Origin of the sequence: Saccharomonospora sp. NPDC046836 (assembly GCF_040645195.1) — a bacterium.
Taxonomy (GTDB): Bacteria; Actinomycetota; Actinomycetes; order Mycobacteriales; family Pseudonocardiaceae; genus Prauserella_A.
The window spans coordinates 194,889-209,209 of the sequence record NZ_JBEYXW010000003.1 but is presented as its reverse complement, the minus strand read 5'-3'; the positions used below and the strand labels follow the sequence as shown (position 1 = coordinate 209,209).

At 64.8% G+C, this 14,321-nt stretch carries 1 protein-coding gene (only partly in view); it reads left to right on the top strand.

Features of this window, described 5'->3' with window-relative positions:
- Positions 1-14,321, top strand: partial view of a hypothetical protein gene (locus ABZ863_RS06030; protein WP_358531570.1) — the 3' portion only. The gene continues 49,765 nt to the left of window position 1, outside the view; only the last 14,321 of its 64,086 coding nucleotides appear in the window; the start codon falls outside the window, past its left edge; its stop codon occupies positions 14,319-14,321.

Sequence of the window (14,321 nt, the reverse complement as noted above, 5' to 3'; positions counted from 1 at the left end):
TACACGGGTTGGACCGCCGGCCCTCGGCACGGGCCGAGCGGCACAGCGTGGACGTGCTCATGCGTCCCGCCGACAACCGCGACCAGGACGAAGTCGCGCTCGACATGGCCTACAACATCGGCCGGTGGGTGTTCTTCAAACTCCAGCCGGGTGAGCGGACTCACCGGGGTGAGCTCGACAGCGTGCTGCGCGTCAACCTGAGGGACGCGCCTGCCGAGCATCTGGCCGGATTTGTCGGCATGCTGTATCTGGCCGCGGGCCAGGGAGACCTGTCGCTGCTCGCGGTCGCCGACGAGATCGTCGACGCACTACGCCAGCGTCCCGTCATGCGTGAGTTCACCCACCGGCACCTGAACCGCGACCTGCGCCGAACACTGGCCGAACGGCTGCCGGATCATCCGCTGACCGCGGACGTGGGGGTACCGGCGGATGATGCCCCGGCCGTACCACCGGCGTTGCCGATCCCGACGCAGGACGCCGAGACGATGCGCCCGGACGACAAGGTTTCCGGCGGCCACTTCCAGGCGTACCGGACGATGGCCGCCGCCGGTGCCGAGCTGATGGTTTCCGGCAACGATCAGCGAATTGGGACGCAGGAGTTCCTCGTCATCGCGTTCGAGCTCGAGGACGGGAAACTGGCGCCCGGGCAACGGATTCCGCTCCTCGTGCGGATCGACGTTCCGGCGGCTGACCACGGCACGGGGCGTGCCGAGCATGCCATGACCGAGGCGCTGAGAACCTTTGGCATCCGGCCGGGACAGCAACTGGACGCGCGGGGGATGGCCGAGCTCCTGGTTCACGCGTGGGGGGCACGGCCGGTGGTGACGACCTTCCCCATGGGGTCGCTGGCCGATGTGGAACAGCGTACGGCCAGGCTAGAGCGGTTCCTGCGTGAGTGGGCCGGTGTCCCAGTGTGGTTGCAGGTACCGGGCGAATGGATCGGCCTGATTTCGTCGCTTGTGGACGGCGAGCTGGCGGTCACCGTGTTCCCGGTGCCGGCCGGGCGGCCGGAAGACCGGGCCCCGCGAAGGATCACCGATGTGCGCGCGCTGGCCGCCGTGATGACCGGCGACCTGGTACATCTCACCGAACCGGTGGCAACCAACGACGACGCTCAGGGCAAGCCCGGGAACGAGGCGAAGGCCGGCGCGGACGACGTTACGTCGATCCCCACCACCCGGCTGCCCGCACCGAATCCGCTTGCCACCAAGCCGACCCCGCCAGCGGCACCAGCGTCCGAGATGCATCTTGGCCTTGGCCCGGACGTGGGGTTCAACCCCGGCGACCTTGACGGGGAACGACCACAGCGAGCCAGCCGGCGACCTAGTCCTGAATCGCACATATCCCCGAAGGGGCTGTGGAGCTGGGGTCGCCCCCGTCGCAAGCCGGAGGTGAAGGACGAGGCGTCACCGCTGGCGTCTACATCGGACAATTTCGTCTCCACTTGGGAGCGGGGTGTTTGGATCCCCCGCGCCGATCAGCAAGGAAGGTACGACCGGATTCATTTGGTCGGGCGAAGCGAGCAGCGTGACTCCCTCGAACCGGACCAGTACACCGGCAGCTGGACCGTGGTCGCCCGCCGGACGGGTGCCGCCCTCGCCCCTGGTGGCGAGGTGTTGGTCTACGACCGGCGAGACCACGTGCAGGCTGCGTTCGCCAAGTGGTTCGACGAGGTGCACGTCGAGCAGCGCCAGGGCCGGGACGTGCTCGTCGCCCGCTCGCCGCGCGAGACCGCCGCGCATCGGGATGGCGTCGAATATCCGCTGACCACCCACTTCGGGCAGCTCGGGCCGAGCCTGGCCGAGTTGCCGCCCGGTGGTTCGCTGCGGTTCGCACTGGTACCGAACGTGACAGACGTGATGGCTGCCTTCAATGCCCTGGTGGCTGCTGGCGCACGCGAGATCGTGCTGCGTGCGGAGCCGGATGAGATCCTGGTATCCGTCCGAAAAGCTGACCCGGGCACCACGGCGCCGACGACGGTGCGTTTGGAAACCTGGCACTTCGGCATGGCTCGGGATGTGCTGCCGGGACTCGTGTTGCCGGCAGAGACCCTGCTGCGGATCGAGACCGGGTCGGGGGCCAACAGCAGGGAGATCCGGAACGCGCTGCTACGCCGTGCCCTGGTCGTCCCGCCGCCAGTTGAAGAAGCGGACCGGCTCGTTTTCGATGCGGTGCTGCCCTCGAGGGACCTGCCGCTGCCGCTTGGCCTGTTTCCGGAGCATGGACAATGGCCGACAACCGGCTCATCCGCTGCCGCGACCGCCTTCGCCGCGGCTGTCAAGGGATTCACGTACAACGGGGAGTCGGTCCGGATTCGCGGGGTCCGCTGCACGCCTGAACCGGGCACACCGGATTCGGCGCAGCCGGCAATGCACTTCGACTTGGAGTTGGTCGGCTGGGGCCGGTTGGAGCTGCGGGTTGCTCGGGTGAGGCACGGCCTCGTCGACGTCCGGTACACGGCGCCAGGGCTGTCCGGTGCGGGCGATCTCATCGAAGCGCTACATGCGTGGCTGGCGAACTGGCTCGGGTCGCTCGGTATGGACTCGGTCCTCGTCGAGCTGGACGTCGACGATGATCTCGTGCCGGATGTGGGCCGGTTCCCGCCCTCGCGCACCCGACTGTTCCTGACTGAACATGAACTGTCCTGGTTGGAACAGCAGACCCTGCGGGTCGCGGCACCGGTACGTCGCCACGGAATCCCGTTCGACGGCAAGGTCGACCTGCGGCCGCTCCAACCCGCTGGTGTGTCCTCGGTGCCTATCAAGGGTGAACCCATCGGCATCGGACTTGACCTCTACCCGTATGAGCGGCTGGAACGTGATCGGGAGCTGGCCGCGGCCGAGTTCCGTCGTCGCTACCACGACCGTCCCGACCTGCTGGAGTTGCTGGACGATCCGGAGTACCGGTTCTACTACGATCCTCACGGTGACATGGTGCTCGTGCACCGTGCGCTGCCTGAGGTGCTCGTCGTCCATGTCAGCCCGAACGACCCCCGGTCGCCGCAGAGCCCATACATCGTGGTGTCGCGCCCGGCCTTGCCAGCGGGGTTGGAGTACCCGGGCGATCAGGACCAGGCGCTCCCGGAGCCGCCCGGCACCACCGAACCGCACCAGCTCTCGGAGGATCGCTGGTACGAGGGCGACCCGGAAGTGGACGCCATGGTTAGCCAAACCATGGCCAGCGTGGCCAAGGCGCTCAAGTACTTCACGCCGCCGGATCACCGCGAAATTGCCGTGGATGCTCATCCGTCGGGGTTCTCGCTGGTCACGTTGTTCGGGACGGAGATTTCCCCGGACGGGCGAACCGCGCGGCCCAATGGCGAAATGCTCCGGCTGGCGCTGCCGAATCAGCTGCCGGACATCGGCTACGACCCAGATGGGAACGCCGACACGTTCCGGTGGTTCGAAGCGGCGATCGCCGCGCTGGACCAGATTTGGAGCCGTGAGCGAAGTGCCGTCGCCGACGATGCCGAACGCCGGGGATACGAGCGCCTCGTCGGTGAGATACCGCCGATCGAGCTCGCTGAGATTCTGACGCACCTGTGGGGCAACTCGGCGACCGTGACCGGTGGCTCTCAGATGGAGGCGATGCTGAAACAGCTCGCCGAGGGGGGCGAGCTCGTGTTCTTCCGATTCCGCGAGCTTTCGGAGGCCTACTACATAGCTATTGCGGAAATTGGCGGCGACGGTACACCGCGGTTGAACATGCGGTTTGTCCCGCGGGAGGTGATGGGCCGCTATCGGAGGACCACCGGGGAGGGCTACACGCACGTGTTCTCCCTCAAGAAGTTCCTGGACTCCATTGACGGTCCCATCGTCCACTTTGTCCTAAAGGACGACCTTCTGCCGGTACCGGCGAGCGACTCGCCTGCCGAAGGCGCCCTCGTGCTGAAGAACCCGGCGTTGCCTGCCCACTGGGCGTATTCGACGTCACGGGCGGTTGACGTCGAGGCACTAGTGCATCTCGATTCCAGCCTTGCGGTGGTGCGGTTACCGAACCAGCCGGCCAAATCCGCGCACAGGACTACCGAGGAGCGGCTCGCTCGCTATCGGGCAGCTGCGGCGTCGGCGCAGCTGGTGGGCGGCACGGGTGCCGGACGGAGGCGTACGGACGATGACTTCCTCCCCGTCGATGCCGATGGCACGCGGATGCTTCTGGTGCCCGGTGCGCTGTTGAGGATTCTCGACCGGCACCGACCTGGCGCAACTGACCAGCCGGCTCTGCCGTCGGCCGTACGTGGCGAGGTCGACCCGGTCGCCGAGGTGGCCCGCGACGAGACGGGCTCCGATGTGATTCTCACCCAGCTGGTGGAAGTTGTTCCCTGGCTGGATGATCACTACCTGCCGCGGGGGCGCCGCGGGAATGGCTACTGGCTCGGTGGTCCCTGGGGGCACTGGGTGCGGACTGCGCACGTGCCTGCCGAGCAGGTGGGTGTGTCCATTGAGGACGGCGAATTATACGTTCGGGTCGACAGCGCGCTGCCTGCCGACGAGCAGGTTCGGCAAGCCGCGTTCCTGCTGACCACCTTCGTCAGGGCAGATCGCAATAACAAATGGCTCGGGCTGGACGATGCGCATCGCGCGGGCCAGGTGGTGCTGGAGGTTCTGGCCCGACAGCACGAAGCCGCGCGACGCAGCGAAGTACGGGATTCCCTGTCCTATCGCGCCATGGCCCTCGCGACCACGCTCGCCCAAACCCTGCCGGGGTCGGTCTGGGGAGAGCTGCTCGACGGTGGTTCCGCGCGGCTGCGGGAGCTACTGGGGCCGCGGGCGCGGTTCCTCGCACACTTGGCGCCGCGTAACACGGTCAAGTTCCCAGAGCCCTATCACCAGCCGGCTCCGGGGGTGTCCATTGAGGATCGTGCGGTGTTGGCGCTGGACGGTGCGTTCCACGTAGTGAAGGTCACCGGCCGGCCGGGCGGCCTGCTGCTGCACGTGGGTTCTCGTGCGTATCTGGTCGAGCGACGTGGACATGACCTGGTGGTCGACGCGCATGGCGTGGCCACCAAGGAAACCGCCGACGGAACGATCAGCGGTGTACTCATCACGGTGGAGCCCGACCAGGATGTCTCACGGGTCGTCTCCCAGATCACCCGGCAACTCGTCCAATGGGAACCGTTGCCCTGGGGTGAGGTGATGCGGCGGCTCACCGATCCGCAGGAGCCACGGGCGGTCTGGCCAGACCAGTTGGGGCCGGCGGACAGGGCTGATCTCCAGGAGCTCGCCGAGCGGGCGCCGGGGTTGTGGCGGACCATGACCGCTTATGGTGTGCTGCTCACCGGGGATGACATCGAGCGGCCGGAGCAGCTGGAGTCGGCTCGTGCGGAGGTAGAGCGCTTCCTAGGAGTGCTGCTGTCGACCCGGCCGCAGCAGCTGCCCTGGATCGGCCATGGCCACACCGACGACGGCCGGCACTATCGCTGGACCGAGCTCTATGGCGCCGTCCGGGACGGGGGCCGGTGGCTGCCAACGGCGCGCCGGCGGATCCTGACCACGAGCGACCTGCCGCGATCCAAGGCCATCGACGTCCCTGGCCGCGACCGGACCGACGATCTTCACTATTGGGAGAAGATCCTGGCCGGGGTATTCGACGAGATCCGGAGGCGGCACTGGCGCAAGGACGCGGAGCAAGCAGGCCGGACGGGGTACTCGTACTTGGATGCCCTTTCCGATGTGGAAGTCGCGAGCATCGTGGTGCGGATTTACGGGTTGCCGGTCACGCTGACACCGGCGAGCTGGTCGCCCCGCGGCCAGCGGGCTGCCGGGGAACTGCTGCGCCGTCTGGCGAACCACGGATTGTGGGTGATCACACGACTGGCCTTCCCCACGGGCAGCCGCAGGGTCGCCGCCATTCCATTGGTCCGCGAGGGCGAACTAAAGGTGTGGTTGGACGAAGGCACAATCCTGGCCGTGGATGAGTTCCTGCACCGGATCGATGGCGATCTCATTCATTCCGACCTCGCAGACCCCGGGTGGCACCGAACGACTCCGGGCCGGGAACTGGCAGCACTGGGAGCGCGGGCCACCCCGCTCCAACCGGAGCCCTTCGAGCTGGGTGCGGCGGAAATCGAGGAGCTCACCAAGGTAGTGGAGCTGCTGGGCGGCACGCTCGATGCCGGGGAGTTGTCTGTCGCTTTCCCTGTGAGGAAGCCTTCCCTCGGAACGAAGGACCGTTTCGTCGTCGATCTCCAGATTCGGCGTGGCGCGCGCAGCGTGTCCATCGGCCGGTTGACGCCCGACAATCACGTCCTAGTCCAGGTTCCCGACGACTTCGACCTCGTGGTGCGCGGTATCGGCCGCGCGGTCGGGAAGGTGCGATTTGGCCTCTCCGGTAGCCGGCACGCCGGGGTCGACGCCATTGTCAGCGGCATGCTGATGGAAATCGAGATCATCGCGGCGCAAAGGGAAGTGCTGGAGGGTATGGCACGGACCAACCCTGTGTTGTGGTCCGAACGAGCACCCGGGTTGCGAAGAAATGCCCTACAGGTGGCCGACCAGCTCCGGCTGCTGGCCATCATGCCGGAAGACTGGGGGAATATCTTCGCGCCGGTCGCCATGTCGGACGACGGCGACTGGAGGAATTTCCTCGGGCGCACGTTGTCCCGCCGCGCTCGGACAATGCTGCGCGAAATAGCTGCCTTGGAATCCATGAACCCCCAGGAAACGCGCCGGCGGGTGCGACGCAGCGGGGAAATAGCCCGGTACTCGGACGACGACTCCGATGGCGGCGAGGTTCGCGACCGGGACTACGGCACCTTCCCGCCCGATCACGTGAAACCGCTCGGCCTGTTGATGCCGAAGCTACAGCAGCAATGGCTGCCGAGCGATGAATCACGCATGGCTGGAGCCGTGTTCAGGACGCTGCGCGGTCTCGTTCTCAATGGCGCGCCGGTGAGTCGCGCAATCGCTTCGGTGGGCCAAAACGGCGATGGGCACTTCGCCGCGGTTGAGGTGCTGTTGGCCGGCCATGACCAACCGGTGTTGCGCATTGAGTTCCGCCGCTCCGACAACAGCATCCGGGTGCGACGTCAGGCCACTGCCGACAGCCTGATATCGCAGGACGATCTCGACCTCGTTGACGGTCGCCTGCACAGTTGGGCCGAGCGGTCCCGGTCCCATGACACCGAGATTGTCGTCGAGGCCGTCTCGCCCACCGCGCCGACGGAGACCGGTGAGAAGGCCGCGGCTCCTGAGACGCCTGGCTCGGACTCACCCGACGACGGGACCGTCGAAATCGATGAGGCCGGGTTCCGTCGCGCCCTGTGGGACATGCTGTCCAATCCCGACAGTGTTAATCGATTCCTCGGTTACCAAGGGGATGCGGACCCGCATGCGCTGCTGCGTGAGCTGTATCAGCGGTTCGGCTCCGAACTCGACACCGCGTTCACCATCGCGATCGAGCACGGAGTGGAGTCACTTCATGAGCCGTACGAGCGTTGGACCGGTCATTCGTGGAGCAACCCGCCGGCCGAACCGCCGCAAGACGACGCCCGGGTCCGCGTCGCCCTGAAAGTCCAGCGAGCGGCGAGGGGAGGAGAAGTCCCGCCGGCCCCAGAACTGACTGTCGCGGCTGCGCGCAGGTGGTTTGGCGCTCCAGACGAACTGGTCTTCACCGAGATGTTGCGTCGCGCCGGTGTACCGACCGAGCCGTCGGTCACCGAACTGGAGACCCTGAGGGCAATCGCGACGGATTGGGCGCTACGGTTCGGCTTGCTCGCAGCGGACGAGCGTTGGACTCATCTGGCCGCGGATCCGAACCTGCTCGGCGGCGAGTTCCGTGCGCGGATGGACGCACCCCCGCCCCCGTCGTATCCCCCGCCGCCTTCCTACCCGCCGGGCCCAGCGGACCCGCCCAGGGTGACCGGCGACGCGGCTGCGCCGCCGGGCCCAGCGGACCCGCCCAGGGTGACTGGCGACCCGGCTGCGCCGTCGGCGCCATTCCCCGCGACCGATTCGGCGGTTCCGCACGGCCTGGACCCTGACGCCATCGGATACGCACGGTTGGACGTTCCGTTCGACCTGCCGACGGAGCACCTGGTCCAGCCAGTGGACATCGACGGCGCCATGGTCGCGCTGAACGCCGCGATGGACCAGGGCTTCACCCGGCGGCCTGGTGTGACGACCCGAATCGCGGACGGTGTGTGGGACATGCGCCTGGCCAATGGTGACCAGGTGCGCGTGCTGACCCTGCCACATCCCGACCGCACGGTCGTCGAGCCGCCCGAGGTTCTGGTTCTTCCGGACCGCACGATCGTGGTGCGTGTTTCGGGCGTTGCTGATGAGCGTGGGACGTTCTCGCTTTCCTTCGCGATGATGGCGCATCGCTTGCTGGAGCACGCGGCTCCGGAAGCTTTGGCAGATCTCCAGCGAGACGCGGCCGAAGCCGCAGCGGCCCTCCAGGAAACCGATGCTTGGGTGAGGATACGAAGGCTGGACGGCGAGATCGTCGTCGAGTTGGACCCGCAGGATCAGCTCGAAGTGGCCGAGTCGATTGGCGATCGAATGCTCCAGGCGTTCGGCCAGGACGTCAGTGTCGATACGACAGCCGAATCGCCACGGTTCGTGATCCGCACACATGCGGCAGAAGCCGGGGGTGGCGCCGACGAAGCGCGACAACTCGCGACGATCGTCCAAGTCATCGCAAACACTTCTCGTACGATTTGGGCGGAAGGCAACGCACTGTCGATAGTCAGCGGAACGGAGTTCGACGGCGAGTTCGCCGACATCGTGAAATCGCTGGCCGACCTCGGCCTGACCGGGGTCGAGTACCAACAGCTGCCGAACGGGGACTACCGGGTCAGCGCATCGTATGGGACAACGAGGTTCGGCCCGGGCCGGCTCGCGAACCCGTTCACCGCGGACGTCGAGTGGAACACACACGGGAGCCTCGACATCGCAGAACTCGCCGATGCGATGCCGGCCAACGGACGTCTGCGGATCCAGACCAGCGATGACATCGACGGCGCCGAGACCGCCGCGACCCTGGCCGCACATGGGGTAGTCGCTGTGGACGGTGACGAGCCGACGGTGACTGTCGACGGCGCCGACGTGGTCATCACCGGAACCAAGATTCGTGAGAAGCCAGCTCTGTGGACGCCACCGGAATCGCTGCACGCCGTGGTCACGGCGTTGGGGATCACCCAATTTGATATAGCCAGCCGGGGCGAGGTGGAACGGTTTGTCGAGTTTCTCAGCCGAGTCGGAATTGCGCTCGATCCCACACCAGAGGAACTGGCCCGGTTGAGTCAGGTGGCGGCCGTGCTCGCCCACCTTCACGACGGTCTCAACATTGATCACTGGCGGACCTTCGATTATGACGAATCGGCTTACCTGCGCGATATCGTGCATGTCTGGCCGGTCGAGCTTCCCGAGAGCCTTCTGCCTAGGCCTCTTCACCCAGAGGTCGTGGACCAAATGCTCGACGACCTCACCCGGTTGCCCGATTCGCAGCAGATGCGGCTCCGCCTCGAGGCCCGTGTTCTGATGGATCGAGTCTTCCATGGACTGCCTACCGGCGAGGTGTTCTCTGGTCGGGAGCCGGACGGTCTAGCCGAACGAGTCGCAGCCATGGTGAATGCGCTTGGCATCGACTTCGCGGCCTGGTGGCTAGGCCAACAGCCGGACGCGAAGGTCACCGTTGGATTCGCTGACCGCGACATGACCGTGGAGCTCACAGCCGAAACCGTGGCTTCTCCTACCGAGTTCGAGGCTGATCGCGTGGTGCTGCTGGGGCTACGTCAGCTGATCACGAACATCGACGGGCTCATTGCGGCGTGGAATTCCGCTGACGGCGATGACACCTGGCCATTGGTGCTTAGCGAGCCACATGGACTGTTCGAGTCGATCAGCGCCACTGCCGGCGAGCTTGCCGCGACGGTCCGTGAGTTGCTGACGAGGCCGGTCAAGTTCGGACTGGCCGAGCCTCATGCGGCCTTGGCCGCGGACTCTCAGCGGTTGTCCGAGGCGCTTGACGCCGTGCTGGACTGGGCTGACAGGCGGTTTGAGCTGTTCTTCACGGGTGACGAAGCATGGGCCGAAATGGAATCCTTGTGGGAGCTGGCAAAACGTGTCGCGAAAGCGGGTGATGAGCAGTTTGAGCTCGACGGTGAACAGATCACCCTCGAGAGCGTCGCAGCGAGGCACGCGACGGCTCGCCAACGCCAGGCGTCCACGATCGCCGAGATCGACCAGCTGAACGAAGAGCTGCCGCCGATGCTGGCCCGGCTTGAAGCCGTTGCCGACGCTCTGCAGGCGGTCCATGATCGATTCCCGCTCGTCGGAGCTCCGGAGGAGATGATCGACCCGCGAGCCGACCGGCCTCGCCGCCTCCGTGCCGTGCCGAACCCCGGCGTGCTCCGGCCGCCGATGCAAAAGTACGCGAGACGCGATGTGGCGCTGGCCGACCATCTCCTCCGATTGGTGGTCGACCTCCAGACGCTGTCGGGGGACCTCAAGGCGGCGGGGCACGAAGGTGATCGTGCCGGGGACTTCGAGCGTCTGCTCGTGGACTTCACGCACCTGCTCTTGGACACGACCGTCCCGCGCGCCGATCGGGAGAAGGCGGCTGAGCACGAACGAGTCAAGCGGCTGTTGCGGTACTTGTTCCGGCGCTTCAACAAAGCCTATGAGGGTAGCGACACGCTCTTTGTGCGGCTCGAAGAGCTGGTGTTCAACCATCCTCAGCTCCGCCACTGGGTCGCCACTCACGAGGACCGAGTTCGCACGATCGGGCTCCTGCGGTTCCTCGCCGAGCTCCGGAAGCCGTCCGAACATTTCAATCCCGCCTTGGCCGAGGCTCTGATGCAGATTCGGTCGCTCAGCGGTAAGCCATGGACTGGGCGGCCAGTCGAAGACAGCTACGGCACCAAGGAGAAGCCCAGCAGGGTCAGTAAGGTCGAGATCCGGCAGACAACGCGGCTTCCGATCGAGAGTCTCGGTGAGGACGTCGAGACGTACTCCTATCCGGACGAGACGACCGCCGCCGAACCTGAGATATCGCTGGATAACCCAGTCCTCTTCGCCAAGTCCCGCTCGGGCACAAGCAAGTGGCGGTGGTTGCGCGTGTCGCGCGCGGGCTACGCACTCGGGCTCTCCACGACGTCGGAACGTGGAGGCGATGCGGCGCGACCGCGCGGAAAGCTCAAGGACGAAGAGCTGGTCGATGGCTGGGGAGAGAACACCCTGCTCCTCGTAGATCTGGCCGAAGACGCCTCGCCAGAGGACCGCGCGGCGGCCCTGGAGGAGCGAATCGCCCGAGGTTTCGAGCAGTACGTGCCGCAGCAGGCGAGTTTCGGTGTGCAGGCCGCAGGGACCGGGATCAAGATCGCAGGCGGTCTTCTCGGAGTCCTGGCCGGCTCCGCGATAACCGGTCCGCTCTTTGGTGTTCCGGGGGTTTATCTCCTCGGGCGAACCGCTTCTGGAATTTGGATGGCCACCGTCGGCACCCGATTCAACTATGCCGGCAACCAGTCCTACCTCGAGGCAATTGATGAGAATCGCCAGTTCCAAAGACAAATTATTGGCAGCCGAGGTGGAGCTGACATCGGTCGGCTCACCCAAGCGGCGCATGACATCGGCACAGCAATGTCGACCTCGGCGGCGGCGTTCGATGTCGTCGTGCCGCAGACGAAGCCGTTTGAGTCGCTGGTGGAGTTGACTGCCGAGCAACGGGACGAGTTCAGACAATGGTGCATTGAAAACGGTCGCGACCTTGCTGAACAGCTCAACAAGTTCGTGGAGCATCTGCGTAAGCTGGACGAGACGAGGATCGACGAACTCGGAGCAGCAATCCTTGACGAACTCCCCGCCGACTACACGTTCCCGGCAAAATACCTGCAGCCCGCTCTCTTTTCAACCCTGCGTAACATTACTAAGATCAGTTGGCAGGAACCCGGCGTAGCTGAGCAGGACGCCAAGGGTAAGCAGGTTGACGAATTCGGCTCGTTCCTGATCCAGCGCGATGACGGAGAATCTCTGCTGGTGCCGACCCTGTTCGGGTGGACGCCGCATACGTTCCTGAGCTTCCGGGGAGGAAATCTCAAGCCCGGTGAGTTGCGGTACTGGATCCCCGTCTCGCCCAACGACTATGAGCAGGGCGAGTCAGCGGTTCGCGATGTGATCGCCGAGAAAATGATGGACGTGATTGAAAAAGGCACAACCCTATTGGTTCAACCCAGCATTTGGTCGAAAGTTAAAGCAAACTCGATGTATCTGTTCGAGGCCGGCGCGGGGATCGTCTTCGGGTTGCTGCCCGCTGGCTCCCCCGCCATGATCGCGCCGATGCTACTGGGCAGCGGTGGAGAGCGGGCAGCTGGTATCGCTTATGATCACTTGTTGGCGGGCAAGCTGTACGCGATAGCCAGTGCGGAGGCGCTCGCCCGCGTTGAAGATCGGCTCGGGAACCGCCAGTTGCGCGGAACCGGCGACAAGCTGGAGATCGCCAAGAAGACGACTGATCTTGTGCAGGTGCCCAGGGCGAAGGGCTCCTTCCTCCGCGACCAAATCCAACGACGCCACCGTGAGATCGCACTACGTACCCATAGTCGTCTTGAGTTGGTGCCTGACAATATCGATGAGTTGGAGAAGCTTTCCGCCGACATGCTGTGCGAGCGGATCGCACGACGACGCGAGGTCGCTTGGGCGCGGGTCGATGTGAAGAAGTCCGAGAGCGACCCCAATGGTAAGCGGATGTATACGGTCGTGGTTCGTCCTCATCGGCGGGCCAGGAAACCCAAACTTGCTTCTATCGAAATAGAAGTAAAGCACGCTGATCTGCCGGACGATTCGGTGCCAGTCCTCGTTCGAACTGGTATAACGAAGGATCTCCGCAAATTCAGCTACACGCTTCCCGCTAACTCGGTCGAAGGTGACGATCGGCTGACAATCGCGAAGCTGCGCTTGTGGATCAACCGTCACGCGGATGATTTGATAACCCGAGAGATTACCCAGCACATCCTCGGGAAACGCGTACTCGCACGGTGGGGCGCTTACCAGGCAATCAGCAACGGTGGGCTTAACGTGGCGGTCGGTATGCAACTCGCCCGCGAGCCGGCTGACGCTGCAGAAGCTGAAGCAGTGCAAGGCGAAGCGGCGCAGAAACCGCCCGAATCGGACTATACGCCTGTCGCCCAGGATATGGTGTCGATGGTGCGATCCGTTGGCGAGAAGATTATGTCCACCTCGACTTGGATCTCATTCAGGGAGCGTGCGGCGAACGCTTTTGGTAAGGCACTGCGAGATCCAGCCATGACCGCGCGGGCACTGGAAGACTTGATGACCGAGGGTACTTCGGAATATTATGAAACCGAAAAGATTCTTCGCGAACTGATTAAGCAGTACTCCGCTGATCGTCGGTACCGAACCGAGCTCCAACAGTTGCTGGCCGAAATGGGTGCTCCGCTTCCGGAGTCAAATCGAGGGCCCGGCGATTTCACAGATATGGTGCGCAGTGGTAATTTCAAGAAAGCCTACCCACTGTTGCACGACGTCGACAACACAGGTCGGGGTGAGCATCTGCTCCGCACCCGTAAAGCGGCGACGCCGGGATTCGCCCGTGTGAACGAGTGGGCTACAGGCCGACACCCGCGGGAGGAGATCCTTCGCTACCCTGACATCTGGCTTCCGGGGATGAAGGAGACCATCGTCATGCCCAACGCCGGCGACTCTCATGTCATCGCGGTTGGCAATAATGGGAGGGCTGTCGCTCGTGAGGTTGGCGGGGCCTTGGTGCCGAGGTTCCACCATGGCCCTACCGGTATTCCTGGGTTGTCCGATCTGGTTCGGCAGAGGGTCGGTACCGGAAATGTTTCCAACCTCGTCTATCGCGGGACTACCGGTGCCGCTGAGGGCACACTTACCTGGGGCACCATGGGCGTGCAGGCGGCCAGTGAGGCCGCGTCACTGACTGGTGGCGTGCTGAGTGAGCAGTGGTACCGCCGAAGGAACTTTCTCACCTGGGAGCAGCTGCTGTACCGGTACGCCTACGAAGGGGCCCTGGCCTCTCCGAGCTGGCTGCAACTGGGCCAGTACTGGGCTGAACACGCCGACCGTGCTTTCAACGAACTGTCGATCCGTTTCCTGAAGTTCACGAAGATCGTCGGCTGGTACTCACCGCTGACCGCCGACGTGCTGATCGCGTCGCTGAGCGAGCCCCCAGCCACTGCCGGTGGCCGTACACCGGAACTTTTGTTCGCCGACTTTGGGTTGGATTACGCCCGGTTGCCGAAGCGCTGGGACTGGGACGATCTAGAAGCTCTGGTTCAGCTGTCGTCCGGGTCGTCCGCTGAAAACGAAGATGAGAGCTCGAGCTTAAAGGGTGATTAA